We start from the raw sequence: 25,957 nt of genomic DNA on the forward strand, positions 1-25,957 counted from the left end.
GAGGACCACTTTTTTCGTTTATCAATAACTATTAAATTTAGTATCCATTTAAGATTTCCAAGTTTCTTGTGCGGGTTTCATCTCAGATTTCCGCATACGTGAAACGTAAGGGTTACCCTCTACAGTAAAGCGTAATGGTTTATGTGTCCATTCGCCTTTATTAGGAATGCCGATACGTGGACTTTCAACAATGTCAACTGGATAACGACGTTGTTTTGTATCGATTTTTAGAGGGCCTTCATTTAATTTAAAACCATCTAAGGCCATTGTCATATTAAAGGCACGTGTCCATTTACCTGGACCGTTTGTTAAGTCTATACCATCTTTACCGTTACGATTTTCTTTCATTTGTTCAGTAATCGTTTCGGGTTCTAGTGCACGGATTAGTACCCCTTGGGCAGTACCTGCTGGTTGTGTCACAAAGTTGATTAATAGATGTGTATGCATGACATGTGCATAGATTGTACCGCCATCTTTATACATGGATTGTACACGAGGTGTATTTCGTCCATTGTACGTATGAGCAGCTTGATCAACATCGCCTAAATAGGCTTCTGTTTCAACGATATAACCTGCATACGTTTGTTCACCATCGTCGAATTGGACTTTAACTCCTAATAGATCACGTGCGATTTCCTCGGTTGTGCGATGAATAAAATCCATGACTTTCCTCCTCATCTATTTAATACAGTACTTTCTATTTTACGCAAAGATGATAAGGAATAACAATATTTCGTTTGAAGAAGAAGTTTGTAGATATTGTAAAGTTCAGAAAAACTATGCTAATTTTACAATAAGTCTGTTAAAATAAAAAAGAATAGTTTTAAATAACTATTACCTTTTAAAAGACATAAAAGAGTAAGTTGTAATACATAGAAGTATCGTAAAACAAAAAGTTAGAGAGAGGAGGATGAGTATGATAAGACGTGTTGGGTTTTTAGAAGCGTTTAAACTTTTCTGGAAAAATTATGTTAATTTTACAGGCAGATCGACACGCTCAGAATATTGGTTTGCGGCGTTATGGATGTTGATTTTATATGCGCCATTAACTTTTGTGATGATTTTAGGAACCATATTTTTAGTCGGTGGGGCTGCAGTTGATTCCAGTGGAGTAGCAGTTATGGGTATGATTTTATTCCTCATCTGCATGTTGGTTTATGTATTGTTTGCCTTAGCTACATTTATTCCAACTTGGGCTGTTATGATCAGACGTTTTCATGATACAGGCAGAACTATGGTGACGCCGATTGTTATGTTCGTATTGAGCATTGTGATGAATGTGTTTAATTTTGTACTTAATATGGATGAATCAACTGAACTAACACCAGCGTTAATTATATTTTTAATCATCAGCTTGGTTTATTTAGGTTTGTGGATTTATGTTCTTGTAGTGCTTTGTCTACCGAGTCAAGATAAAGATAATAAGTATGGTCGCAGTCCTTATGTGCATCGTTTTGAACAAGGTAATACGCCAGCCTCTAATACATCTCATGCTAAATCAGTTCAATCGACAAAAGGCAGTACGACCAGTCATGATTCAGGTTCAGATTTTTAATTTTGCTAGCGTTTATTGAGATAAGCATCTATTAGAAAGTAGTTCATATAGAATCTAAAAAATGGAGGAGATATACGATGCATGAACAACACAAAAAGAGTGTCGGATTCGTAGAAGCTTTTGTTTTATTCTGGAAACGTTACATTGATTTCAACGGGAGATCACGACGTTCAGAGTTCTGGTTTATGGTACTATGGACAATGATTATTAACATTGTATTGAATAGTCTGGATGCTTTATTAGGTTTGAATCAAAGTTTTGATAATACTTCTTTTGGTTTAACAACACTTTTTGAAATCGCAAGCTTCATTCCATGGGTCGCTTTGCTTGCAAGACGTTTCCATGATACAGGCAATACAATGGTGGTCCCAATTATCTTTTCTGCGCTATTAGTAATAGAACGTATTCTTTTATTTGTGGATTTAGGAGATGGCATGTTTGCTACAATTGTAGATGCCATTATCTCTATTGCACAGCTAGTATTTGTAATTTGGGTGATTGTCGTAGGTGTACAAAAGTCACAAGAAGGGCACAATGCTTATGGTCCAGAGCCTGTTGGGCAACGTTACAGACACGCCTAAAATCGAATAACAAAATAACAACATGGACGATACTTTTATATAGAAGGTATCGTCTTTTTGTTTATTATATGTGTCAATTTGACTAATATACTTGTCAAATTGACTATTATCATATAGCATGTGTATTAACGGAGGTAAGGCGCATGAAAACACGATTAAAAGAATTGCGGGCACGAGATGGCTATAATCAAACACAACTTGCGAAAAAAGCAGGGATTTCACGACAAACCGTCTCATTAATTGAACGAAATGAATTTATGCCTTCCGTACTGACTGCCGCAAAAATTGCGCGGATATTCGGAGAACGCATTGAAGATATTTTCATTTTCGAGGAGGACGACTATGAGTAGCACGAAAAAGAATTGGAAATATGCAGGGAAAATCGCATTAGGTGGACTAGCAGGCGGATGTGTAGGATTATACTTCAGTTTTCTAGGTAACCATTCATCGTTACAACTGTTCGATTTTCAAGCAACCATTATTACCACACTGTTTACTATACTTTTAATTATAGGTATTGGTATTGTAATGAAATTGCAGCTATCCCAAGCTAAAAATTACAAGCATCTTTCAGAAGAAGATGAAGTGTTAGGAGATCATTATGATACTTTGTTCAATCGTAAGTTTTTCAACGCTTCAGTATTGAGCCATCTCAGTACATTTGTTGCGTTAGCGAATATTATTTTAGTCACTACGTTTAAATTTGCCAATAATCATTGGGAGGTTTCAGTCATCCCTTTTTTAATTTCATCAATTTTTAGTGTGATGTATAAAATCTATTTGCCTAAATTAGATTCAAGATTACCAAATCCTAATGATGAACAATATGGAGATAAAATGATGAAAGCGATGGATGAAGGCGAGAGATATGTTACATTTTCAGCGATATTTAAGTTATTTCAATATAACTTACTTGCATTAACTATTTTGATTCTCGTATTGGCATTCTATTCAGCAATTACAGGTCATACACAATCATTAGCTTTAACACTGCTATTTATCTTATTTGTCTTTAATGTTAGTTTTTATTACGTAAAAATTTACAAGTATTATAAAAGCAAATAAGTGTAAATTCTTTGTGAACAGTTTGTAAAGTTAGATATTTAATAATGTTATTATCATATACTTATGGTATATGATTAACAGAGTTGCTTTTCCAACACCAACGATAAGGAGTGATGTACGATGGCTTTAGTTTTAGAAGATGTGACAAAGCAATATGGCGATAAGACAGTGGTCAACGATATTTCATTAACACTTGAAAAAGGGAAGATGTTAGGGTTCTTAGGACGAAATGGTGCTGGGAAGACGACAACATTCCGTATGATTTTAGGACTGACACCATTAACAAAAGGGATCGTTACATATAATGGTGAAAAGATGGGTGAACATATGTTTAACCAAGTAGGTTATCTGCCTGAAGAACGTGGTTTGCATCCAAAAATGAAAGTCGCAGATGAGTTGCGTTATCTTGCGACTTTAAAAGGAATGTCAAAAAAAGATTTTAATCAAGCGTTAGACTATTGGTTAAATCGCTTTGAGATTAACGAGAACAGAGATAAGAAAATTGAATCATTATCTAAAGGTAACCAACAAAAAATTCAATTGTTAGCTAGTTTGATTCATAAACCTGAATTATTGATTTTAGATGAACCTTTCAGTGGTTTAGATCCAGTAAATGTAGAATTATTAAAATCAGCAGTTAAAGATCTGAACGAACAAGGGACTACTATTATTTTCAGTTCACATCGTATGGAGCATATAGAAGAACTGTGTGATGATATCTGTATTTTGAATCATGGTGATTTAGTTTTACAAGGCGACATACAATCGATTAAAGATCAATTTGATTTGAAGAAAATTGTGATTGAAACTGAAGATGCTTTAGAAAATTTAGAAGAAGTTGAAGGTGTTACACGTGTAGAACGTTCAAAACGTATGATTACTGTTTCTGTAGAAAATCAAGCAGCCGCAAAACGTGTCTTTGACGTAGTAGCTCAACATGGGTTTGTGAAACGATTCCAAGTGCTTGAACCTTCAATTCAAGATATTTTTATTCAACAGGTAGGTGATATTCATGAATAAATTTTTAGCTACGTTCAATTTGACGTATAAGAATAAAGTGAAATCACGCGCATTTATCATTATGACGGTCATTTTAGCAGTGATTATTATTGCGGCAGCTAACTTCAATAAGATTATCGATTTGTTTGATAACGGGCCAGATAAAATCGGCATTGCTTCTAATGAACCGAAAATTGCGCAAATGGTCAAAGCACAAAGCAAACATATTGAAGAAAAAGGTACAGAATTTAAAATCTTATCTAAAGAACAAGCGTTAAAAGAAATAAAGAAAGATAAAATTGATAAAGCTTATATCATTGATCAACAAGGACAAAAAATTAAAGGCGAAGTTGTTAGTAAAGACGCACCTTCTGATGAGAGTGTTCAAAAATTAGAAAGTATTTTAACACCGATTCAAACCCAAGCAGCAGCGCAACAAATTAATTTAAGTCCAAAAGAACTTTCTGATTTACAACAAAAAAGTGAAGTCACTTCAAAAGCAATCGGTAAAGGTGGCTCAGATACTTCTCAAAGCAATAAATTTTTAAATTGGATTATTTTATATGCGGGCATCATGTTGATGTTCCTGGTGATTATGAACTATGCCAACCAAGTAGCGATGGAAGTTGCGACAGAAAAAACATCACGCGTTATTGAAATGGTCATTACGAGTATTTCACCTGTGAAGCATATCTTAGCTAAAATTCTAGCGATGATTTGTGTCGCTTTTACACAAGTGTTGATTTTAGTTGTGATTGGTGCCGCAGCACTGTATTTTTCAGATGCAGGCGACTTAATGAAAAAGTTTGATATGACTATGACACCTACGACAACACGATTGATTATTGTCGGCGTACTTTCTATCATTATCGGCGTGGTTTCATATACTGTATTAGGAACAATTTTAGGCGCACTTGCGACACGTATTGAAGATTTAAATCAGTCGTTGATGCCGATGACAATTATTAGTTTCATTGCTTTTTATATCGCATTATTCAGTATGAACAATCCAGATATGATGTTAGCTAAAGTAGCAAGCTTTATTCCATTGTTATCACCATTCTTATTATTTGTTAGAGCTTCGACACCGAATTTGGAACTATGGGAAATCATAGTGAGCATGGGTTTATCTGTAATCGTACTTGTTTTACTCGTATGGATAGCAGTGAGAAGTTATCGTGATTCAGTTTTAACGTTCGACAAGAATATCTTTAAAGCGTTGAAACGTGCAATTAAAAAATAAAAATGACAATCCTATAAAAAGATTTCTAAATGGCGCATGGTTTACTGGATTTCATCTAGTAAACCATGCGCCTTATTGTTAAAATATAAAGTGAGGAAAGTATTATAAAAAATAGGTGGCAGTCAGTATATGATGTATCCAATTGCAATTTTTATTTTAGCAGGGCTGTGTGAAATCGGCGGCGGTTATTTAATTTGGTTGTGGTTGAGAGATGCACAATCACCGTTGTTAGGGATGCTTGGAGGTATCCTGTTAATTACATACGGTATCATCGCAACATTCCAAGTATTTCCAACATTCAGCAGAGTATATGCAGCATATGGCGGTGTGTTCATTGTCATGAGTATTATATGGGGATATGTTTTTGATAAACAGATGCCAGATAAATATGATGTCATCGGCGGCATTGTATGTATTATCGGTGTCTTGATTATGTTGCTGCCTGATAGAGGCTGATGATTTTCATCGGGCAAGGAAAGGGTGTATTGAAATGATGTTTACAGAAGTGGAGCACCAAAGAAACGGTTTGGATTTAATCAAGGTTGATAACGACCAAGCGAAAATTATCTTTTCAAATTTTGGGGCGCGTATTGTGTCTTGGAAGTATGAAGATAATAATATTGTGTTAGGAAATGTCGTTGAAGCGGATGAGTATTACCATGAAAATCCGTATTACTTCGGCGCAAGCGTCGGTCGTTTTGGGGGACGTATTGAAGACGGACATTTTGAATTAGAAGGTAAAACTTACCAACTTGAACAAAATGATCCGCCTCATCATTTACACGGCGGTTTTCACGGAATTAATAAACACTATTTTGATTATGAAATTAAAGATGACAATGGCGGCTATATTCAAATTATCTTTACTACAACTGTTAAATCAGCAGATGATCATTACCCGGGCGATATTAAACTAAAGATTATACATACGTATGATATCGACAATCGATGGACGATTGAATATAGTGCAGAAGCAACAGAAACAACGTTATTTAATCCGACTAACCACGTTTATTTCAACTTGAACAGAGATAATAAAGAGGTAAACAACCATATCTTAACAAGTTCAACATTGAAAATGCATTTATTAAATGACAAGAATTTACCAACGCTTAATGATACTGTAGATTTAATTCAGGTATTAGGTAAACAATCAATGCGATTTGAAGATATCGGCAAAGCTGCAGATGAACGATTACATGCTCAAATTGAACGTTATCATGGCTTAGATCATCCATTTACAATCGGTGATGAACTGACTGTTGAAAATAGCCAATTCTTATTGAAAATGAAAACAGATATGCCACATGTGGTTATCTTTACTTTTAATGAAACCAGCAATTGGGAAAGTGATATGAACATTTATAAACCACACTCAGGTTTTACTTTAGAAGCGCAATGCTTACCAAATGATATTAATTTACTAGGAGAAGAAGCACCTTCTATTTTACGTAAAGGTGACACATTCTTTTCTAAAACAACGTATCAAATTATAGAAAAATCTGAGTAATATAATGACAAGGAGTATTCAGTGATGGATGTTAGAGCGTTAAAATTACAAACTGTGAAAGACGCAGTCTCAGAAATTAAAGATGGTATGGTTGTCGGTATTGGTACAGGCAGCACGATTGAACTCTTATTACCGCATATCGCGAAATTATTAGATGATGGCGCTACAATTACAGGCGTTTGTACGTCTAATAAAACCGCATTGCTTGCGAAAGAATTAGGGATTACGATTGTTAACGTCAATGATGTCGATCATATTGATGTGGCGATTGATGGTGCAGATGAATTTGATCCGCAATTAAATTTAATCAAAGGCGGCGGTGGTGCACTGTTTCGTGAAAAAGTTATTGATGAAATGGCTGAACGCTTTGTGGTCATCGCAGATGAAACGAAACAAGTAGACTACTTAGGCCAAACTTTTAAATTGCCAGTAGAAGTTGATCGCTTCAACTGGATGCTAGTAGCGAAAAAAATAGAGAAAGATACTAAAGCAAAAGTATCACGTCGTAACGTGGAAGACATTACCTTTATCACAGATAATGATAATTATATTTTAGATGTTGAATTACCACCAAACACTGATCCATATGACATGCATGAATATTTAATTCATTTAACAGGTGTATTAGAAACTGGATACTTCTTAGATCTTGCTGACCGTGTAATTGTCGGTAAACAAGAAGGTGTCGAAATTATTGATAAGGTCTAAAGAGACTTATTTTATTTAAATGAATCGGTTAAAAAGAAGCGCTGACAGATAACTGAATGATATCTGCCAGCGCTTTTATAATATAGCGATTCACTTATTTAGGTTCGTCTGTGTCTTTAGTTTGTGCGGGTTCATCGTCTTTGATAGATTCAGAATCGTCTGTTGAATGTTCAGGCTCTGTATCTTCAGTGACTGGTGTAGTTTCTTCTGTTTGTGCAGTTTCTGATACTGCAACATCTTCGTCTTCTTCATCTTTTGGATAGTCTAAAGGATTGTTCGGTTCAACTTCCTCTAAAGAATCTTTTGTGAAGAAATAGAAAGCTGCTCTGATAAGCAGACTGAGTAAGATGAAAACAGCGCCTACAAGTGCTGTGCTTAATGCGATTACTTTCATAGAGAAGACGTCTCCTAGTTCTTCACTGAAGAAGAAGACTAATCCAAATGACATTAAAGCATGGAATGCCACAGCAATGTAAATTGTACGTCCTTTAGTACCTCTGATCAATTCGCCGATAATCATTGAGAATGCGAAGTGATACAACAAGTTATATAATGTGAATTCTAATGTATAAGTCGTATTCACATTCCATAAGGCATATAGGATACCGATCAGGATAGATGCGAATAACGTATTCGTTTTTGTTTCTACGACATTCTGCAAGTATGAACGGAAACCGAATTCTACAAAGAATGCCATTAAAAGATGTCCGATTAAAATAGATGTGACAGACACAGATAAGTTTTTAGATTGTAAAATAATAAAACTGTCTGCGTAAGTATTAAAGGCAAACATACAAATAATACAAATCACAAGCGGTAAGATTAAAGCTAAAATAATGCGTTCAATCACTTTAAAACTGATTGTGAATTTTAAACTTGCGAGCTGAGCGCGTTTATTTCGAAATACAATTAAGCAGATAATAGCTGCGATAAATGGCGCAAGTGTACTCAAATCAAAGACAAAGCGTTTGAATGGAACTTGGCCTTGAAAATCTTTCAGTACCAATGGGAGTGCGTATGCAAGTACATAGAAGACAAAGATCGTCATAGCCCATTGGAAACCTGATATGCGTTTCGTGTCCATTATGAAACCTCCAATAATTACGGCGATATCCATACATTTTTATATTAACTTCTATCATATAATACATTACAAACAGAGTGAACCCTTAAGTATGTATTGAGAGTTTTAACCGTATTTTTAAGCGTATGGATATACATAATAACCTAATAGTATTATACATCTCAATAAAACATAAATAAATCACTTCCCCTGAAATGACTTCTAAATGAAATCTCGTTGTAAAGGTTGAATACAATAGTCTTAAGTGTAAGCGTTTTAAATTTTTTCAGAAAAGGGTATGCAAAAAGTAGAATAGACTGTTAAGAAATGTATATAATGATTCACAAGGTATGACTTAAGGAGGATGTGGAACATGTATAAGCAAGCCAACAAAGATTTATGGACAGGTAGAGTGGATAGTGAAACAGATTCATCGCAATTCAGACACTTCCAAACAATTGAACTAAAAGATATCAATGAAACAAATTTTGATCGAAAACAAGGAACTGGCATTTTAGGCTACGCTGTAGATAAAGGGGTAGAACTGAACAATGGCCGCGTAGGTGCACAAGAGGGACCAGATGCGATACGTAAAGCATTTGCGAACTTATCAGTGTTAACACCTTGCTCAGTTTATGATTATGGCAATGTCTATCATGATCATGACGCATTGATTGAAACACAAGAAGAATATGCAGACTTAGCTTCAAAAATGTTTGACAATCATAATTATTCATTATTAATCGGAGGCGGACATGATATTGCTTATGCACAGTATTTAGCCATGCGTAAATCGCATCCAGATGCATCTATTGGCGTTATTAATATTGATGCACATTTTGATACTAGAGAAGCAGAATCATCCACTTCAGGAACAAGTTTCAGACAAATTTTAGAAGAAGATGACAATGCGCATTACTTTGTTTTAGGTATTCAACCTGCGAGCAACACAAAACATTTATTTGATTACGCGGAAAAACGTGGCATTGAATATGTCACAGTAGATGAAATCTTACATGAGATTTCTCCAACGATTAAAGATAAAGTAGACCACTTCATTAATAAGCATGACGTGATTATGCTGACGATATGTATGGACGTGGTAGATAGCGCATTTGCGCCAGGTGTCAGTGCACCGGCAGTGAATGGCTTAACACCGCATATTATTTTAGAGTTAACAAGACGTGTCATCGGACATGAGAAGTTAATTTCTGTAAGTGTTGCGGAAACTAATCCATTGCATGACGTCGATAATCGCACAGCAAAACTTGTCGCATTATTACTGCATAATTTCATTCATTAATAGAGATAAATAAGGCGGATACTTCAATTTGTGGAAGTATCCGTCTTATTTTAGTTCATTTTCCAATAATTGATACAGGCATCAATCAATTGATTGGCAGGTTCTGAAAGCTTACGTTTCTCTAGATAGTTTAAATAAATCGTTCGTTCAATATTTGGTTCTAATTTGACCGCATTTAAATGATTTGCTGAAGAAGATTGGTAGTAGAATCTTGGGATGATTGTATGTCCTAAACCTCTATGAACAAGTGTTGTCGCAGTTTCAAAACGATCGACCTCAAGTACAATATTCGGATGAATATTCATATGTTTAAAATATTCATCAACGTGCTTACGGACTTGGTATTGTCGATTAGGCAAGATTAAAGGCAATTGTTGTAATGCTTCAGCACTGATGCTCTTTTGATTATTAAACGTATTCTTCGGTGTAATCAATACATAAGGCTCTTGGTATAAAGGAACAGAGACAATCCCTTCACGTTGAATGGCTTCATTAAAAATTGCGAATGAAATATCAAAATTCAACAAGCTGGAAATAATATGTTCAAGACTATGTTGTTCGACAATTTGATAGCGCTGTTTATGAAATTGATAATGATGTTGTTGGATGACCATTGCCATCCATGCGCTTGTAGACTCTAATATTGAGAGTTTAATGCGTGGTTCATCACTGATATTTAAATCATACATCTGATCTAGCGTACGATGATACATCTCTACTAAGTCTGTCGCATGTTTATAGAATTGAATGCCTTTCTCTGTAATCTTTAAAGCTTTTGTTGTACGGATAAATAGAAGATACCCCAAATCATCCTCTATTTTCTTTATCGCAGTTGTTAAAGATGGCTGACTGATATGTAGAAACTGTGCTGCTTTTGTAAAAGAATTGTATTTAACAACTGCTAAAAAGTACTCTAATTGTATAATTTTCATGAAATTATCCCCCTGATTAGACATGCCGAAATCTTTGTAACACGTGCGTTTTCCCCTTGTTATAGTTTGAAGCTATAAATGATTAGTTTATTGATATTTGAAGCTTATAATAATCTACGCGTATACTTAAGTTGTATTACAAGTTATACAAAAATATTCTAACGCAACAGTTTTAACGTTAAAATTTCGGAATATTCAATAAACTACCACAGTTAATAATCTAAAAATTATAACTATTCATTCATTATAACATGGAATAGTCAGTGTAACTTGTAAGAATGGTAATGTGAGGTCGGTCCGTAAACAAGGGGACGTACATAAAATGAAGGGGATCATTTTTACGTAAGTTGATCGACCTTTCACTATCATTCACAAATTCATAACATGATGCGAAGCTTAAGTCATCGAGAGCCAGTCAGTTGAAACAGCTTTGTCGTACTTGTAAAACAAAGGGGTGTGTCAAGTATGAAAACAGAAGCAGATTTGGTTTCTGGCGATATGGAATTCCAGCCTGAGAGTAAACCCGCTGATAAGCAGACGGGGGTCGGCATGTGGCGGTTTTACGTATTCAGCATTATCGGAATTTTATGTTTCTTCGTACCAGTGACAATTAACGGAACGAACACGATTATTGTAGATCATGTTCATTTATGGATTCGCGCAGCATTCGGAGTAGCAATGCCTTACGTTGCCTTGCTGATGATTTTAGTAGGTGCAGCATTACCGATTATTCGTAAAGACTTTATGAAATCAGCGACAGACTTTGTGGTGACTTTATTTAAAGTACTCGGTGCTGTCATTGGTATTATGTATGTCTTTAAAATAGGTCCGGCATTGTTATTTAATCCGAATTACGGACCGTTCTTATTCGATAAGTTGATGTTGCCGCTAAGTATCTTGATTCCAGTCGGTGCCGTGGCACTATCATTACTTGTTGGTTACGGGCTGCTTGAATTTATCGGGGTATTAATGCAGCCGATTATGCGTCCAGTCTTTAAGACGCCAGGTAAATCTGCAGTAGATGCCGTAGCATCTTTCGTCGGAAGTTATTCATTAGGTCTCTTGATTACAAACCGTGTCTATAAAGATGGAATGTATAACAAGAAAGAAGCGGTCATTATCGCGACAGGTTTCTCAACAGTATCCGCAACATTCATGGTAATTGTCGCAAATACATTAGATTTAATGCCGCATTGGAACTTATTCTTCTGGAGTACGTTGATTATTACATTTGTAGTGACAGCTATTTCGGCACATTTACCGCCGATTCGTAATGAATCAGAAGAATATTACGAAGGCCAAGAAGGTCAGAAAGAAGTAGAAGTTAACGGCAATCGTGTTGTCGCAGCTTATGATGAAGCAAAGCGTCAATCACATGGTTCTTTACCATTACTCAAAAATATTTGGGTGAACGTTAAAGATGGATTTGAAATGACGATGGCGATTTTACCATCTATCTTATCAATCGGATTCTTCGGATTGTTGCTAGCGAATTTCACACCAGTGATTGATTGGTTAAGTTATATTTTCTATCCGTTTATCTACATTTTCCCGATTGCGGATAAACCATTGCTAGCGAAAGCTTCAGCGATTTCACTGATTGAGATGTTCTTACCATCATTATTAGTTGTGAAGTCAACGATGGCAGTTAAGTTAGTGACAGCTATTACAAGTATTTCAGCGATTATCTTCTTCTCAGCGCTGGTACCTTGTATTTTAGCAACGGATATCAAAATTCCAATTTGGAAATTAACTCTGATTTGGTTCATTCGTGTGGCATTAACTTTACTAATCGCAATTCCATTTGCGTTATTAATTTTCTAAATCGAAATCTAAAACTGTGTATTTAATATCATAACTAAACAAAGGAGAGATTGATTATGACTAAAGAAGTAGCAGCGAAAGGCAGACAAATTAAAGCGAAAAAAGGATTGGAAATTGAATGTAAAGGATGGGAACAAGAAGCAGTCCTTCGAATGTTATACAATAACTTAGATCCAGAAGTAGCAGAGCATCCTGAAAAGTTAGTCGTTTACGGGGGTATTGGTAAAGCGGCACGTAACTGGGAAGCTTTTGATGCTATTGTAGATACATTGCGTCGCTTAGAAAGTGATGAAACGATGTTAGTTCAATCTGGTAAACCTGTTGCTGTCTTTAAAACACATGAAGAAGCACCACGAGTATTATTATCGAACTCTGTACTTGTACCGAAATGGGCAAACTGGGAACACTTCCATGAATTAGATAAAAAAGGCTTAATGATGTATGGTCAAATGACAGCAGGAAGCTGGATTTATATCGGTTCTCAAGGGATTGTTCAAGGAACATATGAAACGTTTGCTGAACTCGCAAACCAACATTATAACGGTTCATTAAAAGGTACAATCACATTAACAGCTGGTTTAGGCGGCATGGGTGGTGCGCAGCCATTAGCTGTAACGATGAATGAAGGGGTAGTTATCGGTGTAGATGTGGATCCATCTCGTATCGAAAAACGTATTGAGACACGTTATTGTGATATTATCACAGATTCTTTAGATGAAGCGTTAGAAAAAGCACAAGAAGCGAAAGAAGCAGGCAAACCATTATCTGTTGGTTTAGTCGGCAATGCACCTGAAGTTTATAATGAGATTTTAAAACGTGACTTCAAGATTGATATCATTACAGACCAAACGTCTGCACATGATCCGTTAAACGGCTATGTACCTGAAGGTTATTCTTTAGAAGAAGCGTCAGCGTTACGCGATGCAAATCCTGAAGAATATGTAAAATTATCTTCACAATCAATGAAAAATCATGTAGCAGCAATGTTAGAATTCCAAAAACGTGGTGCAGTAGCATTTGACTATGGGAATAATATCCGTCAAGTAGCGTATGACCAAGGTTTAGAAAACGCTTTTGATTTCCCTGGATTCGTACCAGCATATATCAGACCGTTATTCTGTGAAGGTAAAGGACCTTTCCGTTTTGCGGCATTAAGTGGTGATCCAAAAGACATCGAACGTGCGGACCAAGCAATGCGTGAACTTTTCCCTGAAGATGAGAAGTTAATGCGCTGGTTAGATATGGCAACAGAAAAAATTGCATTCCAAGGTTTACCTTCAAGAATTGCATGGTTAGGTTATGGCGAACGTGCCAAAATGGGCTTGAAATTAAACGAACTAGTACGTAATGGTGAAATCTCAGCACCAGTTGTGATTGGACGTGACCACTTAGACTCAGGTTCAGTAGCATCACCAAACCGTGAAACTGAATCAATGAAAGACGGTTCAGATGCTGTAGGTGACTGGGCAATCTTAAACGCATTAGTCAATACTGCAGCAGGTGGTTCTTGGATTTCAGTCCACCACGGCGGCGGTGTAGGTATGGGTTATTCATTACATGCCGGTATGGTTGTTGTTGCAGACGGTTCAGATCGTGCAGAAGCACGCTTGAAACGAGTATTAACAACAGATCCGGGTATGGGTGTAGTAAGACATGCTGATGCTGGCTATGATATTGCGATTGATACAGCAAATGAAAAAGGTGTCGATATTCCAATGTTAAAGGAGCAAGATTCTAATGAGTAATGATGTTGTTATCCAAAATATTGCACAATTAATTTTACCGAAGAAAACTGATAAACCTTTAAAAGGCAATCAGTTAAATGAGTTGAAAATCATTGAAAATGCAACATTAGTTGCGAAAGACGGTAAAGTAGTTTATGCAGGACCTCATACAGAAGAGTATGATGCACAAGAAGTGGTAGATGCGACTGGCAAAGTCGTATCTCCTGCTTTGGTTGATGCACATACACACTTAGTATTCGGCGGTTCAAGAGAGCATGAAATGGCATTAAAACAACAAGGTGCGTCTTATCTAGAAATTCTAGAACAAGGCGGCGGTATTCTATCTACAGTTAAAGCAACACGTGAGGCAACTGAAGATGAGTTGTTAAAGAAAACAGACAAGTCTTTACGTGAAATGATGTCTTATGGTGTCTTAACAGTAGAAAGTAAGAGTGGATATGGATTAGATAAAGAGAATGAATTGAAACAATTAAAAGTGTCACATGCTTTAGAGAAAAAGTATGGCATTACAATGAAACACACATTCCTAGGGCCACACGCTGTGCCGAAAGAAGCGGAATCTAATCAAGCATTCTTACAAGAGATGATTGACTTATTACCAGAAGTAAAAGAATATGCAGACTTTGCGGATATCTTCTGCGAAACGGGTGTCTTCACAGTTGATGAATCACGTGAATATATGAAAGCAGCTAAAGAACAAGGCTTTGATGTGAAAATTCACGCAGATGAGATTGATCCTTTAGGTGGTTTAGGTGTTGCGATTGAACAAGGTGCGATTTCAGCTGATCACTTAGTCGCTTCAAGTGAAGAAGATAAACAAGCATTAAAAGATAGCGACACAGTTGCGGTTGTTTTACCAGGAACAACATTCTATTTAGGTAAAAATCAATACGCAGATGCACGCGGTATGTTGGATAATAATGGTGCAGTAGCCATTGCCTCTGACTTCAACCCAGGCAGTAACGTAACGAATAATTTACAAATGGTTATGGCAATTGCAGCACTGAAATTAAAATTAACTCCAAATGAAATTTGGAACGCAGTCACAGTCAATGCGGCAAAAGCAATTGATGCAGATGCAGGTACGTTAGAACAAGACGACCGCGCAAACTTCGTGATTTGGAATGTACCGAATTATGAATATGTACCATACCATTATGGTATCAACCATGCGGAATATGTTTATAAAGACGGTAAGTTATTTATTGACAACCGTATTGAAGTACAACAATAAGCTTTAACTATCAGTTAAACACAACTTTTTACAGCCATGCTTATGATTTCTCATAAGTGTGGCTGTTTTTTGCTTCTTAATAGTCTGACAATTTATGTTAAGATAAGTGCATAGAGAAGTGGGCGGGTGAAAAAATTGGAACGTCAAATGTATGTGAATCAATGGAAAGGTGATATCAAAGACAATGTGTTGGCAGGTATTTTAATTGCGTTATCTGCATTGCCTGGTGCAATTGCTTATTCATTTATTGTCGGCATGAACCCTTCAATCGGCTTATTGAGTATGGGGATTATGATGATTGTACTCAGTCTGACTGCAGGCAGGACTTTAATGATTACAGGGCCAAGCAGTGGTATAGCCTTAGTCGCAGCACCTCTAGTCATGCATCATGGTGTCGGATACTTAATCTGTGCAACGATTGTTATGGGGTTACTCCAATTAGGCATGGGTGCGTTAAATGTCGGACGATTGATTGAACGCATTCCTCAAGCAGTTGTAATCGGCTTTATGAATGCCTTAGCTTTATTATTAATGTCTTCGCAAATCGATAATATTTTCAACATTTCAATCGCAACGTATGTTTTTGCGATAGTCTCTTTTTTAATTATTTGGTTCGCGCCCCGATTCATTTCGTTTATTCCAGCACCTTTGATCTCAATTATTGTCTTAACCATCATTGCACATCTTATTCACCCGAAACTACATTATGTAAAAGATTTAGCGGATATCTATGTGGTATTACCTAAACTCCAATGGTCTCAGTTTCATCTGTTTACAGAAAGTCATGCCTTAATGGTTATTGTGGGTTACGGTATCACGATGGCAATTGTAGGTACACTGCAATCTTTATTGACTGCACAAGCATTAGATGTGCTAACAAATGAAAAGAGTTGTTTAAATCAAGAATCAGCTGCACAAGGACTTGCGAATTTAGCAGCAGGATTATTTGGTGGTTTTGGAGGCAGTGCATTAGTCGGTCAATCAAAATTTAATGTGAAAGTCGGTGCAACTGCACGTTATGCGACCTTAGTGACTGCTTTGTTTTTATTATTGACGATTTACGTCTTAGGGCCTGTTATCGCACTGATTCCAATGGTCGTACTCGCGACTGTATTAGTTTCGATTGCGTTGAATACTTTTGATAGACGTACTATACAAGCGATTAAAGTGAAGCCTCTGTTAAATACCGCAACGATTATCGGTACGATGATTGTTACGTTAATAACGAATAATTTAGCCTTTGGTGTCGCGGCAGGTTCAGCAATATATTTAGTGATCTACGTTGTAAGTAAAGGAAGGGAAAGTTTATGAGTCATTTTGAACAATTAGTCGAATGGAGACGTATGTTTCATCAGCATCCAGAAGTTTCTTATCAAGAATATGACACTACTGCGCGTTTAAAAGAAATTTTAGAAGAACATGAGATCAAAATTATAGATTATCCACTAGACACAGGATTAGTGGCAGAAATCGGTGAAGGTGAAACGATTGTTGCGTTACGTACAGACATTGATGCTTTACCGATAGAAGAACAAGTAGATAGTGAAATCACGTCACAAAATAAAGGTGTAATGCATGCTTGCGGACATGATATACATATGGCAAGTATTTTAGGTGCTGCATTGTTGCTGAAAGAGAAAGAAGCAGAATTGCCTGGACGTGTGCGTATTTTATTCCAAGCTGCCGAAGAAGTGGGCAGCGGTGCACAACAAATGGTAGAAGCGGGTGTATTAGAAGGTGTTAAAGCTGTGACAGGTTTTCACAATGATCCGACATTAAAAGTGGGCACGTTAGCGATTAAACCAGGTGCGATGACTTCAGCAGTAGATCGCTTCTTTATTCGAATTAAAGCAAAAGGGGGTCACGCCGCAAAACCTGAAGAAAGCAATGATCCGATGATTATTTTAGGACAATTATTAACGAGTGTGCAGTCTATCGTCAGTCGTAATGTTTCAGCCTTTGATTCTGCAGTTGTGACAATTGGGGAAGTATCAGCTGGCAACACGTGGAATGTGATTCCAGATTCAGCACGCATTCAAGGAACAGTTCGAACATTTAATAATGAAACACGTGCACTTGCAGAACATCGTCTACAAAGTATTTGTGATGGTTTAGCATCTGCCTTTAATGTGGAGATTGAATTAGAATATATTCATTTACCGAATGCAGTCATGAATCATGAAACATTAACACATATTGCACAAGAAGCGGCAGAAGAGACAGGTTATAAAGTTGAACAATTGAACCAACCTAAAACAATTGGTGAAGATTTCTCAGCTATGAGTGATACTGTCCCTGGTGTTTTCAGTTTCATCGGTTCACAATCTGATTATGATTTACATCATCCGAAATATAACCCGAATGAAGACATTTTGAAAAAAGCGCCTGAGTTTCTTGCGAATTTAGTTCAAAAATTATTTTAATTTGCCGATGAATGAAATATGGATTTTGTGGTATATCAATAGAGAGACAAATAATTGAGGAGTGATAGATAATGGCACCACAAGATCCACGTACAAAATTCTCTGATCAAGATTATCCAAAACAAGAACAAGAATGGCCAGGTTTCCAAACAGATATGGATCCAAAACCAGACTGTGGCGAAACATCATATAAAGGACATGGACGCCTTGAAGGATTGAAAGCATTAGTTACAGGCGGTGACTCTGCGATTGGTCGTGCAGTCGCAATTGCGTATGCACGTGAAGGTGCGTCAGTTGTGATTAACTATCATCCGAAAGAAGAAGAAGACGCACAAGAAGTTAAGAAAGTTATTGAAGATACAGGCGGAACTGTTTATTTAAAACCAGGTGATTTATCAGATGAACAATTCAACTACGATTTAGTTGAATACGCACACGAAACGCTTGGCGGTTTAGACAATGTGACATTGGTTGCTGGACATCAGCAATACCATGAAGGATTCGAAAACTTCAAAACAGAAGATTTCACACAAACCTTCACAACGAATGTGTATTCATTATTCTGGACAGTTCAAAAAGCACTTGAGTATCTAAAACCAGGTGCGACAATCACTACGACAACTTCTATTCAAGGTTATGACCCTAATCCAATCTTGCATGACTATGCGGCTACAAAAGCTGCGATTATTTCACTAACAAAAAGCTTAGCAAAAGAATTAATCGATAAAGGTATCCGTGTGAACTCAGTAGCACCCGGACCATTCTGGTCACCGCTTCAAATCTCAGGTGGTCAACCGCAAAGTAAAATTCCTGAATTCGGTCAAAGTTCAATGATGGGCCGTGCAGGTCAGCCAGTAGAATTAGCAGGCACTTATGTCTTACTTGCTTCAGACGAATCAAGTTATACAACAGGACAAGTGTATGGCGTAACAGGCGGTAAACAAATTAACTAAGCTATGATTAAGACAGCGTTCCAACAATGAATGGAACGCTGTTTTTATACATACAAACACATTATTCGCAAAGTAAGGTTTAGTTTATTATGCTATAGGTATAATTAGTATAGTAACTAAGGAGGCAGAATGATGAAACATTTTAACCCTAAAGATTTAACGCAAAGAGAAAATTATAAATTATTAAGCGGCAGCGTCTTACCAAGACCGATTGCTTTTGTGACTTCTCAAGATAAAGAAGGTCATTTAAATGCGGCACCATTCAGTTTCTTTAATGTGGTCAGCAGTCATCCGCCGATGATTATGATTTCAACTGGACGCACAGAAGGTGTCCGTAAAGATACAGCACAAAACATTATTGATACTGGAGAATTTGTGGTACACATTTCTGAATTGTCTATGATTGAAGGTATTAATAATACTGCTGCACCGATTGAACGTGAAGCAAATGAGTTAGAACGTACAGATTTTAAAACAATTCCTTCAGATGTCGTTAATGTACCAGCAGTCGAAGGGGCGCGAATCCGATTTGAGTGTAAACTGGATCGTGTGATTGAACTCGGTGATGACAAAGCGGGCAGCGATTTAATCTTAGGTGAAGTTGTACGTTATCACATCGCTGATGATGTTTATATCGAACCGCATAAAATTGATGTGCAAGCGTTACATCCTGTTGGTCGTTTAGCGGGTAATGATTATGTAAAATTAGGTCAAGAATTTGTATTAGAAAGACCAACAGAATAATTGCTTAATGAAAAGTTCATACTTTGATGATTGACTAACTATTACAATCATGATAGGTTTAAAAAGATTCAAAAAATAAAAATAAATATAGCTTATCAAGAGAGGTGGAGTGATGGGCACTTTGAAACCTCGGCAACATGGTTCGCTGATAGCGACGCGTGTGCCAATTCCCATAGCAACTATTTGCTAAGAGATAAGAAACATAATGTATCCTTTTTTCTTAGCTGAAAAAAGGATTTTTTAATATCATGAGTGAGGTGTTTGAATCATGTCTGAACAGAAACAAAAGGGCAATGCAGTCGCACTGATTCCTTTAATTCTATTTGTCGGTTTATTTTTAGGAGTTGGGATTATTACTGGCGACTTTACGAAGATGCCGTTAAATATTGCGATTACGATTGCGGTTATTGTCGCATTAATAATGAATCGCAAAGAAAAATTCACAGAGAAAGTTGAAGTCTTCACCAAAGGTGCAGGCCATTCTAATATTATTTTGATGGTCTTGATTTTCGTATTAGCCGGCGCATTTTCAAAAGTGACTGAAGATATGGGCGGCGTGAAATCTACCGTTAATTTAGGATTAAGTTTAATTCCAGGCAACTTATTGATTATCGGTTTGTTTATTATTTGTATGTTCGTTTCTATTTCTATGGGGACATCAGTTGGTACAGTCGCAGCCATTGCACCAGTCGGCTTTGGGATTAGTGAGGCGACTGATATTTCAGCAGCACTAGCCATGGCAACAGTCGTCGGCGGTGCGATGTTCGGAGATAACTTATCTATGATTTCAGATACGACAATTTCTGCAGTACGTACACAACATACAAAAATGAGTGATAAGTTCAAAGTAAACTTTAAAATTGTATTGCCAGGTGCCATTTTAACGATGGTTATTTTAGGTATTTTGACACATAGCGCAACAATCAGCAGTACAAAAGATTACAGCTTTGAATTTATTAAAGTGATTCCATATTTATTAGTTTTAATCTTAGCTTTGATCGGTGTGAATGTGATTATTGTTTTGATAGGTGGAACAGTACTCTCAGGCATTATCGGTTTAATCGACGGATCATTTAACTGGATCGGATTCTTGAAAGCCGCTTCAGAAGGTATGATCGGCATGGAAGATATTGCGATTATCGCATTAATGATCGGTGGTTTAATCGGCATCATTCAACATAATGGCGGTATTACATGGCTACTTAATTTTGTTCGCAGCAAGGTCAAATCAAGACGCGGTGCAGAGTTCGGTATCGCAAGTTTAGTCAGTGCCGCAGATATTTCAACTGCGAATAATACGATTTCTATTTTAATGGCAGGTCCCCTAGCTAAAAATATCGCAGATGAATATGATATCGACCCAAGAAAATCAGCAAGTATTTTAGATATTTTCGGCAGCTGTTTCCAAGGCCTTTTACCTTATAGTCCGCAAGTCATTGCGGCTGCAGGCGTCGCAGGTATTTCGCCATTTATGCTAGTGCCTTATTCGATTTATCCGATTATTTTAGGAATCAGCGGATTAGCCGCAATCATCTTTAATTTTCCAAAACTGAATAAACGTAAACAAAAAGCGTAAATAATTTTTACTTTCTCACTTGAAAAATGTTAAAGTAATCTTGTTGTGAAATAACCACAGAGGCATAGTGACAAATGCTTTGCTAGTAGGATTACTTTGGCTTATGCTTCTAAATGCGTTAGAATAATAAAGAGTGCGAAAGTAGGTGACGACAGAGTGGCAAGATATAATATTGAAAATGACGTCGTAGTCATATCATTGGAACGTTTTATGCGCATCCCGCCCGAATTGATTTATCAAGCTTGGACAGATGCGGATATCATGAGACGTTGGTTCATGACTTCTAACCGTTCAAATCAATCGATTGACTTGATTCCAGAAGAAGGCAGACGTTATGAAATTGTTGATGAACGTAACGGTAAAAAGAACAGAGTAACAGGGGTCTTCCAAGAACTAGAAGCACCTAACCGAATTGTGATGACAATCGGTATGCCTGAACTGAGCGACAAAGAAGATACGATTGAAGTAGAAATTTTTGAACGTGAACCAGGTTCAGACATGACACAAATGAACTTCCGTTATACTGCTGTTGTTCCGAAAGAAAGACGTTGGACAACTTTGGAATACAAACAGCAGAAGAAAGAATATCATGATGCGACGGCACACGGCTTTGAAAATATGTTCATTAAGCTTCAAGACATTTTAAGAGAAATGCAAGAAGACAAAGAAGAATTTTAATCAAAACAAGCGACACACAATGCTAGAAAGCAGCGTATGTCGCTTGTTTTATTTTATATATTCAATTTTCAACAATTAGACAGTCTCTTGACCACGTTTATTCCAAGTCAGAATAAAGCTTAACATAGCTAGAATACTAATCACTGTTAATAAGATGAAACCTGCATCCCAACCAAATTGATCAACCACGAAACCAAGTACGATGTTAGCCATGACTGCACCAAATAGGTAACCGAATAAACCTGTTAACCCGGCAGCTGTTCCTGCTGCTTTCTTAGGTACATAATCTAATGCTTGCAAGCCTATTAACATCACTGGTCCATAGATTAAGAAACCAATCGCTACGAGTGCTAAGTTATCTACTAATGGATTACCTGGAGGGTTTAACCAGTAGATTAATACGAAAATAGTTACACCTAACATAAAGAAGAAACCTGCTGGACCACGACGTCCTTTGAAGAGTTTATCTGAGATCCAACCACACAGTAATGTCCCAGGAATCCCAGCCCACTCGTAAAGGAAGTAAGCCCATCCAGAGGATTTCATATCGAAATGTTTCTCTTCACTTAAATAGACTGGTGCCCAGTCAAGTACACCATAACGAACGAAGTAGACGAAGATATTTGCGAAAGCGATTGCCCATACCCATTTGTTATTCAACACATATTTGAACAAGATTTCTTTGGTAGTTAATTCTGTTTCAAGTGTTGTTCTTGAAGCGGTCGGATAATCATTACGATAGGCTTCAATCGGTGGTAAACCTTGTGATTGTGGTGTATCTCTAATTAAGATATAAGAGATGATCGCAATGATAATCGCAAGTAATGCTGGGTAAATGAAGACCCCTTCAAATCCTTTTAAATAACCGAAGTTATACAAGGCAGTCATAGAAATACCCCAAGTCGCAATCGGTGCCATTAAGCCGCCGCCGACATTATGTGCGACGTTCCAAATGGCTGTTTTACTGCCTCGTTCACTCACACTGAACCAATGGACGAGAACACGTCCTGAAGGCGGCCACCCCATGCCTTGGAACCAGCCGTTTAAGAACAGCATAATAAACATGATTAAAATGCTTGAAGTAAAGAATGGAACAAAACCAAGCAACAGATTGACAATCGCAGTCAAAATCAATCCTAGTGTTAAGAACATGCGTGCGTTGCTTCGATCACTGACAGTTCCCATCACAAATTTACTAAAACCGTATGCGATTGAAACGGCGGACAGGGCAATACCTAATTGACCTTTACTGAACCCCTGTTCAATCAAATCAGGCATCGCAAGAGAAAAGTTTTTGCGTAATAAATAATAACCCGCATAACCGATGAAGATACCTAAGAATACTTTCATTCGTAGTTGTTTATATGTATCATCAACTTGCTCTTTTGGTAGAGGAGCAATCGGCTTTGGCGGTTTTAAGAAGTTAAACAAGAAAGCGCCTCCTTTACAAATAATTAACTTAATCTTAATACTAAATTTACAAAAGAGCAATGAACATTTTTATTTTTTAGTTTTAATATAAAAAAGACACTCCAATCATGGAATGTCAGAACGGTACAATCTATTATGAGATTGTAGAATATTTATGCTGAGCGATGCGTGGTCTGTAGTTCGCACCTAATACATCGATATTTTGTGTCGCAAGCGCATGAATCAATTTAGATAATACGTGCGGTGTACATGAAATATCAATGTGATACGTTGTGAGTACATATTTAATGTCTTCTTGATGTTTAAGAAACTGCATAATATCAATGATTTTATCTTTGACAAACATATCTTGTAAACCGTCAATTTTAAGTTTGAAATGCATAGAAGCTTGAATATTCGGCGCAAATTGATAGACGAAGTCTTTGTCTGCAAAAGGTAAAATCTGGTAGATAGGGTAGTTGTGATAACTTAAGAAACTGATGAAGTAAGGCAGGTTGCATTTTGGAATACGGACTTTTAAAACAGGCTGTTGTTTAATTCGAGTGAATTCTGCTTGAACAGCGTGACTGCTTTGAAGTTGTCTGCATAATTTTAATAATTGTCTTCGCTTAAGCCATGTTGATAGATGCCCTATATTAATAATAAAAGTGTCATATTTATCTATAAACATAGACAATTCCTCCAGAAGTATAGTTTATATTTGAGTGGCATAAGATGGATGGATTGCGTGTTGTTCAAATTCATTGTAAATTGTATCACGCTTTAAAAACTTTTTCACTAGGACTTTTGGACGAAATGAAGATAATTGATAATTTTGTCATTTTTTCAATATAATGAGTGTAATACATAGGAAAGAAAGAGAGTGAATACATCATGCGATATAGAGCAGTCGTATTTGATTTTGATGGTACGATTATTGATACGGAACAACATTTGTTTGATGTGATCAATCAACATTTAACTGCATATCAAAAAGATCCAATTTCAGTAGATTTTTATCGTCAATCCATCGGCGGTGCAGCCAAAGGATTGCATCAATATATAGAATCACAAATAGGAGAAGAAGCAACTAAGGCATTGTATGATGATCATCATCAACAAAGTCGACATCTATCGATGATTGAAAATATTAGTCGTTTGATGGAACATTTAGAGGCTAAACATATTCCTTTTGCGATTGCGACGAGCAGTAGTCGTGAAGCGATTCAACCTGCACTTCAAGCATTAGGATTAACAAATCGGGTTGCAGTGATTGTCGGAAGAGAAGATGTAGAAGCGGTCAAACCTGAACCAGACTTATACTTAACTGCGGTTCAACAATTGAATATGAATCCGGTGAGTTGTTTAGCTATTGAAGATTCAGTCAATGGTGCAACTGCTGCAGAACGTGCGGGACTTGGAGTAATTGTAAATACAAATCAAATGACTGAACAGATGGATTTCAGCAATTTAAATTTAGAAGGAATGAATTTAGATGCTGAAACAATTATGAAACAATATTTTTAAGTGAGCAGGTGAGCGCATGTTGCTATTATTCTTTTTAGCAGGACCGTTAATTATTGGCGTTGGAAACTTAATACTTGCACCTATCTTTAATAGAAGGGTGCCGATGAATGTCAGGTTTCGCGCGTTCATGATAGGTTCTATGATTTACTTGATATCTGCCTACTTAGTTTATCAGTTTGTATTGAAAGGGCAGTTATAACTTTAATGAGCAACTGTTGGAAAAAGAGGATACAAACTATTAATGAAATTAAAATTATAATAAAACAGAGGATTCAAAAGCCGTTAACTTTTGAATCCTCTGTTTTGTTTATTTCAACATATAAACTAGACCGACGATGACTAAGACTAATAAAATCGCGTCTACTCCAATCATTAATGCACGACGGTTTGCTTGTTCACCTTGTGCTTTCAAACGTTTGTACATGAGATAGTTTGGTACAAGGTTGATGATAAGGAGCACTATGATAATAATAATTAAGGTAAGCTTCACTCTGATTCTCCTTTATGATCCTTTGATAAATAATCCCAGAGAAAGGCAATGACAATACCAAGTACTAGGCCAAGGCCTACTCCAAGTTTCATATGATTTGTAAAGTGTCCGATAACAATACCGAGTATAACGGTAATCGGTAATACAATCCCGACTTTCATTTTTTTAGCTGGAGAAGTCAATGCGCTAAACAAAGCGACATAGCATACACCGAATACCACAGCAGCAATTACCGACATAATTAAAGTATGTGTCAGCGATTCTTGACTGGCTGAGCGGTTTAAGAAAAAGAATAACGCACCAAATATAAATGTATATAATAGTCCGCGTGAAACTAATTGTTTAGACAATGTTGACGTCTCCTTTCAATTCAGTTCACTCAAATTATAACATA

28 protein-coding genes and 1 riboswitch are annotated in these 25,957 nt (G+C 36.7%); of the genes, 21 read left to right on the forward strand and 7 right to left on the reverse strand.

The window, feature by feature from the left end; translation table 11 throughout:
- Positions 1 to 48: 48 nt before the first annotated feature.
- Positions 49 to 663, reverse strand: a complete 615-nt coding sequence (locus tag MUA87_RS02990) for a DNA-3-methyladenine glycosylase (protein ID WP_002479681.1) — start codon at positions 661 to 663, stop codon at positions 49 to 51.
- Positions 664 to 916: 253 nt separating this feature from the next.
- Here MUA87_RS02990 and MUA87_RS02995 point away from each other — a divergent pair, with 253 nt between their 5' ends.
- From MUA87_RS02995 to MUA87_RS03035, 9 genes are all read left to right on the forward strand, one after another.
- On the forward strand, positions 917 to 1,555 hold the full coding sequence (locus tag MUA87_RS02995) for a DUF805 domain-containing protein (RefSeq protein ID WP_070468814.1): 639 nt from the start codon (positions 917 to 919) through the stop codon (positions 1,553 to 1,555).
- Between the two features lie 77 nt (positions 1,556 to 1,632).
- Positions 1,633 to 2,136, forward strand: coding sequence for a DUF805 domain-containing protein (locus MUA87_RS03000; RefSeq protein WP_262551283.1), 504 nt, complete (start codon positions 1,633 to 1,635; stop codon positions 2,134 to 2,136).
- A 143-nt stretch (positions 2,137 to 2,279) separates the two neighbouring features.
- Positions 2,280 to 2,486: a helix-turn-helix transcriptional regulator gene (locus MUA87_RS03005; protein ID WP_002479678.1), complete on the forward strand. Its 207-nt coding sequence runs from the start codon at positions 2,280 to 2,282 to the stop codon at positions 2,484 to 2,486.
- Complete coding sequence (locus MUA87_RS03010) at positions 2,479 to 3,201, forward strand: DUF3169 family protein (RefSeq protein WP_262551284.1); 723 nt, start codon at positions 2,479 to 2,481, stop codon at positions 3,199 to 3,201. Before MUA87_RS03005 ends, MUA87_RS03010 begins: the two co-directional genes overlap by 8 nt.
- A 120-nt stretch (positions 3,202 to 3,321) precedes the next feature.
- Positions 3,322 to 4,221 (forward strand): ABC transporter ATP-binding protein, encoded by a 900-nt coding sequence (locus MUA87_RS03015; protein WP_023015039.1) that lies wholly within the window; start codon positions 3,322 to 3,324, stop codon positions 4,219 to 4,221.
- Positions 4,214 to 5,443 carry an ABC transporter permease gene (locus tag MUA87_RS03020; protein WP_057509936.1) on the forward strand — a complete coding sequence of 410 codons (1,230 nt, stop codon included), beginning with the start codon at positions 4,214 to 4,216 and terminating at the stop codon, positions 5,441 to 5,443. The genes MUA87_RS03015 and MUA87_RS03020 overlap by 8 nt, the downstream gene beginning before the upstream one ends.
- 129 nt (positions 5,444 to 5,572) lie before the next feature.
- Positions 5,573 to 5,899 (forward strand): YnfA family protein, encoded by a 327-nt coding sequence (locus tag MUA87_RS03025; protein WP_002479674.1) that lies wholly within the window; start codon positions 5,573 to 5,575, stop codon positions 5,897 to 5,899.
- Between the two features lie 37 nt (positions 5,900 to 5,936).
- Complete coding sequence (locus tag MUA87_RS03030) at positions 5,937 to 6,953, forward strand: aldose epimerase family protein (RefSeq protein WP_391540732.1); 1,017 nt, start codon at positions 5,937 to 5,939, stop codon at positions 6,951 to 6,953.
- A 21-nt stretch (positions 6,954 to 6,974) separates the two neighbouring features.
- On the forward strand, positions 6,975 to 7,661 hold the full coding sequence (locus tag MUA87_RS03035) for a ribose 5-phosphate isomerase A (RefSeq protein WP_031262441.1): 687 nt from the start codon (positions 6,975 to 6,977) through the stop codon (positions 7,659 to 7,661).
- 94 nt (positions 7,662 to 7,755) lie between these two features.
- On the opposite strand, the gene MUA87_RS03040 is transcribed toward MUA87_RS03035, so the two are convergent.
- Positions 7,756 to 8,745, reverse strand: coding sequence for a peptidoglycan release complex CPBP-like subunit SdpC (locus tag MUA87_RS03040; RefSeq protein WP_002479671.1), 990 nt, complete (start codon positions 8,743 to 8,745; stop codon positions 7,756 to 7,758).
- Between the two features lie 352 nt (positions 8,746 to 9,097).
- On the opposite strand from MUA87_RS03040, the gene hutG reads away from it, so the two are divergent.
- Positions 9,098 to 10,027, forward strand: coding sequence for a formimidoylglutamase (gene hutG, locus MUA87_RS03045; protein ID WP_002479670.1), 930 nt, complete (start codon positions 9,098 to 9,100; stop codon positions 10,025 to 10,027).
- Positions 10,028 to 10,077: 50 nt separating this feature from the next.
- Here the strand turns inward: hutG and MUA87_RS03050 are convergent, their stop codons facing one another.
- On the reverse strand, positions 10,078 to 10,959 hold the full coding sequence (locus tag MUA87_RS03050) for a LysR family transcriptional regulator (protein WP_002479669.1): 882 nt from the start codon (positions 10,957 to 10,959) through the stop codon (positions 10,078 to 10,080).
- A gap of 498 nt (positions 10,960 to 11,457) precedes the next feature.
- Between MUA87_RS03050 and MUA87_RS03055 the strand changes: the two genes are divergently transcribed.
- The 9 genes from MUA87_RS03055 to MUA87_RS03095 all read left to right on the forward strand — a co-directional run bounded on the left by MUA87_RS03055 (position 11,458) and on the right by MUA87_RS03095 (position 22,136).
- Positions 11,458 to 12,783: a YjiH family protein gene (locus MUA87_RS03055; protein ID WP_173020225.1), complete on the forward strand. Its 1,326-nt coding sequence runs from the start codon at positions 11,458 to 11,460 to the stop codon at positions 12,781 to 12,783.
- A gap of 56 nt (positions 12,784 to 12,839) precedes the next feature.
- Positions 12,840 to 14,528, forward strand: a complete 1,689-nt coding sequence (hutU, locus tag MUA87_RS03060; protein ID WP_057509931.1) for a urocanate hydratase — start codon at positions 12,840 to 12,842, stop codon at positions 14,526 to 14,528.
- Positions 14,521 to 15,762: an imidazolonepropionase gene (gene hutI, locus MUA87_RS03065; RefSeq protein ID WP_156666512.1), complete on the forward strand. Its 1,242-nt coding sequence runs from the start codon at positions 14,521 to 14,523 to the stop codon at positions 15,760 to 15,762. The genes hutU and hutI overlap by 8 nt, the downstream gene beginning before the upstream one ends.
- Before the next feature lie 126 nt (positions 15,763 to 15,888).
- Positions 15,889 to 17,073, forward strand: coding sequence for a SulP family inorganic anion transporter (locus tag MUA87_RS03070; RefSeq protein ID WP_316960862.1), 1,185 nt, complete (start codon positions 15,889 to 15,891; stop codon positions 17,071 to 17,073).
- Positions 17,070 to 18,185, forward strand: a complete 1,116-nt coding sequence (locus MUA87_RS03075) for an amidohydrolase (RefSeq protein ID WP_262551286.1) — start codon at positions 17,070 to 17,072, stop codon at positions 18,183 to 18,185. Before MUA87_RS03070 ends, MUA87_RS03075 begins: the two co-directional genes overlap by 4 nt.
- A gap of 71 nt (positions 18,186 to 18,256) precedes the next feature.
- Positions 18,257 to 19,138, forward strand: coding sequence for an SDR family oxidoreductase (locus MUA87_RS03080; RefSeq protein ID WP_023015032.1), 882 nt, complete (start codon positions 18,257 to 18,259; stop codon positions 19,136 to 19,138).
- A 132-nt stretch (positions 19,139 to 19,270) separates the two neighbouring features.
- Positions 19,271 to 19,882: a flavin reductase family protein gene (locus tag MUA87_RS03085; RefSeq protein ID WP_023015031.1), complete on the forward strand. Its 612-nt coding sequence runs from the start codon at positions 19,271 to 19,273 to the stop codon at positions 19,880 to 19,882.
- An 89-nt stretch (positions 19,883 to 19,971) separates the two neighbouring features.
- Positions 19,972 to 20,082, forward strand: a riboswitch (SAM riboswitch).
- 68 nt (positions 20,083 to 20,150) lie between these two features.
- Positions 20,151 to 21,458, forward strand: a complete 1,308-nt coding sequence (locus tag MUA87_RS03090) for a Na+/H+ antiporter NhaC family protein (protein WP_002479661.1) — start codon at positions 20,151 to 20,153, stop codon at positions 21,456 to 21,458.
- 156 nt (positions 21,459 to 21,614) lie between these two features.
- Positions 21,615 to 22,136 carry an SRPBCC family protein gene (locus tag MUA87_RS03095; protein WP_002479660.1) on the forward strand — a complete coding sequence of 174 codons (522 nt, stop codon included), beginning with the start codon at positions 21,615 to 21,617 and terminating at the stop codon, positions 22,134 to 22,136.
- Positions 22,137 to 22,211: 75 nt separating this feature from the next.
- On the opposite strand, the gene glpT is transcribed toward MUA87_RS03095, so the two are convergent.
- Both glpT and MUA87_RS03105 read right to left on the reverse strand, forming a co-directional pair.
- On the reverse strand, positions 22,212 to 23,567 hold the full coding sequence (glpT, locus tag MUA87_RS03100; RefSeq protein WP_060803637.1) for a glycerol-3-phosphate transporter: 1,356 nt from the start codon (positions 23,565 to 23,567) through the stop codon (positions 22,212 to 22,214).
- Positions 23,568 to 23,700: 133 nt separating this feature from the next.
- A complete protein-coding gene (locus MUA87_RS03105) occupies positions 23,701 to 24,237 on the reverse strand; it encodes a hypothetical protein (RefSeq protein WP_002479658.1) in 537 nt (178 codons plus the stop codon).
- Between the two features lie 203 nt (positions 24,238 to 24,440).
- On the opposite strand from MUA87_RS03105, the gene MUA87_RS03110 reads away from it, so the two are divergent.
- Together MUA87_RS03110 and MUA87_RS03115 are read left to right on the forward strand one after the other, a co-directional pair.
- The gene (locus MUA87_RS03110; RefSeq protein WP_060803638.1) at positions 24,441 to 25,073 is read left to right on the forward strand and encodes an HAD-IA family hydrolase; all 633 of its coding nucleotides are present in this window, start codon (positions 24,441 to 24,443) and stop codon (positions 25,071 to 25,073) included.
- A 16-nt stretch (positions 25,074 to 25,089) separates the two neighbouring features.
- Positions 25,090 to 25,272, forward strand: coding sequence for a hypothetical protein (locus tag MUA87_RS03115; protein ID WP_070468812.1), 183 nt, complete (start codon positions 25,090 to 25,092; stop codon positions 25,270 to 25,272).
- 108 nt (positions 25,273 to 25,380) lie between these two features.
- Here MUA87_RS03115 and MUA87_RS03120 read toward each other — a convergent pair whose 3' ends face one another.
- The gene (locus MUA87_RS03120; protein ID WP_002479655.1) at positions 25,381 to 25,563 is read right to left on the reverse strand and encodes a hypothetical protein; all 183 of its coding nucleotides are present in this window, start codon (positions 25,561 to 25,563) and stop codon (positions 25,381 to 25,383) included.
- Positions 25,560 to 25,913 carry a hypothetical protein gene (locus tag MUA87_RS03125; RefSeq protein WP_023015028.1) on the reverse strand — a complete coding sequence of 118 codons (354 nt, stop codon included), beginning with the start codon at positions 25,911 to 25,913 and terminating at the stop codon, positions 25,560 to 25,562. Before MUA87_RS03125 ends, MUA87_RS03120 begins: the two co-directional genes overlap by 4 nt.
- Positions 25,914 to 25,957 lie beyond the last annotated feature (44 nt).

It is taken from the genome of Staphylococcus simulans, assembly GCF_025561465.1.
GTDB lineage: Bacteria > Bacillota > Bacilli > Staphylococcales > Staphylococcaceae > Staphylococcus > Staphylococcus simulans.

What these genes read in the sequence shown, in the direction of transcription:
- MUA87_RS03110 (WP_060803638.1), top strand. Translation starts at nt 24,441, where the DNA reads ATGCGATATAGAGCAGTCGTATTTGATTTTGATGGTACGATTATTGAT.
- MUA87_RS03040 (WP_002479671.1), bottom strand. Translation starts at nt 8,745, where the DNA reads ATGGACACGAAACGCATATCAGGTTTCCAATGGGCTATGACGATCTTT.
- MUA87_RS03080 (WP_023015032.1), top strand. Translation starts at nt 18,257, where the DNA reads ATGGCACCACAAGATCCACGTACAAAATTCTCTGATCAAGATTATCCA.
- MUA87_RS03005 (WP_002479678.1), top strand. Translation starts at nt 2,280, where the DNA reads ATGAAAACACGATTAAAAGAATTGCGGGCACGAGATGGCTATAATCAA.
- MUA87_RS03050 (WP_002479669.1), bottom strand. Translation starts at nt 10,959, where the DNA reads ATGAAAATTATACAATTAGAGTACTTTTTAGCAGTTGTTAAATACAAT.
- MUA87_RS03025 (WP_002479674.1), top strand. Translation starts at nt 5,573, where the DNA reads ATGATGTATCCAATTGCAATTTTTATTTTAGCAGGGCTGTGTGAAATC.
- hutU (WP_057509931.1), top strand. Translation starts at nt 12,840, where the DNA reads ATGACTAAAGAAGTAGCAGCGAAAGGCAGACAAATTAAAGCGAAAAAA.
- MUA87_RS03000 (WP_262551283.1), top strand. Translation starts at nt 1,633, where the DNA reads ATGCATGAACAACACAAAAAGAGTGTCGGATTCGTAGAAGCTTTTGTT.
- MUA87_RS02990 (WP_002479681.1), bottom strand. Translation starts at nt 663, where the DNA reads ATGGATTTTATTCATCGCACAACCGAGGAAATCGCACGTGATCTATTA.
- MUA87_RS03020 (WP_057509936.1), top strand. Translation starts at nt 4,214, where the DNA reads ATGAATAAATTTTTAGCTACGTTCAATTTGACGTATAAGAATAAAGTG.
- MUA87_RS02995 (WP_070468814.1), top strand. Translation starts at nt 917, where the DNA reads ATGATAAGACGTGTTGGGTTTTTAGAAGCGTTTAAACTTTTCTGGAAA.
- MUA87_RS03075 (WP_262551286.1), top strand. Translation starts at nt 17,070, where the DNA reads ATGAGTCATTTTGAACAATTAGTCGAATGGAGACGTATGTTTCATCAG.
- MUA87_RS03055 (WP_173020225.1), top strand. Translation starts at nt 11,458, where the DNA reads ATGGAATTCCAGCCTGAGAGTAAACCCGCTGATAAGCAGACGGGGGTC.
- MUA87_RS03105 (WP_002479658.1), bottom strand. Translation starts at nt 24,237, where the DNA reads ATGTTTATAGATAAATATGACACTTTTATTATTAATATAGGGCATCTA.
- MUA87_RS03015 (WP_023015039.1), top strand. Translation starts at nt 3,322, where the DNA reads ATGGCTTTAGTTTTAGAAGATGTGACAAAGCAATATGGCGATAAGACA.
- MUA87_RS03085 (WP_023015031.1), top strand. Translation starts at nt 19,271, where the DNA reads ATGAAACATTTTAACCCTAAAGATTTAACGCAAAGAGAAAATTATAAA.
- hutI (WP_156666512.1), top strand. Translation starts at nt 14,521, where the DNA reads ATGAGTAATGATGTTGTTATCCAAAATATTGCACAATTAATTTTACCG.
- MUA87_RS03115 (WP_070468812.1), top strand. Translation starts at nt 25,090, where the DNA reads ATGTTGCTATTATTCTTTTTAGCAGGACCGTTAATTATTGGCGTTGGA.
- MUA87_RS03030 (WP_391540732.1), top strand. Translation starts at nt 5,937, where the DNA reads ATGTTTACAGAAGTGGAGCACCAAAGAAACGGTTTGGATTTAATCAAG.
- MUA87_RS03010 (WP_262551284.1), top strand. Translation starts at nt 2,479, where the DNA reads ATGAGTAGCACGAAAAAGAATTGGAAATATGCAGGGAAAATCGCATTA.
- hutG (WP_002479670.1), top strand. Translation starts at nt 9,098, where the DNA reads ATGTATAAGCAAGCCAACAAAGATTTATGGACAGGTAGAGTGGATAGT.
- MUA87_RS03090 (WP_002479661.1), top strand. Translation starts at nt 20,151, where the DNA reads ATGTCTGAACAGAAACAAAAGGGCAATGCAGTCGCACTGATTCCTTTA.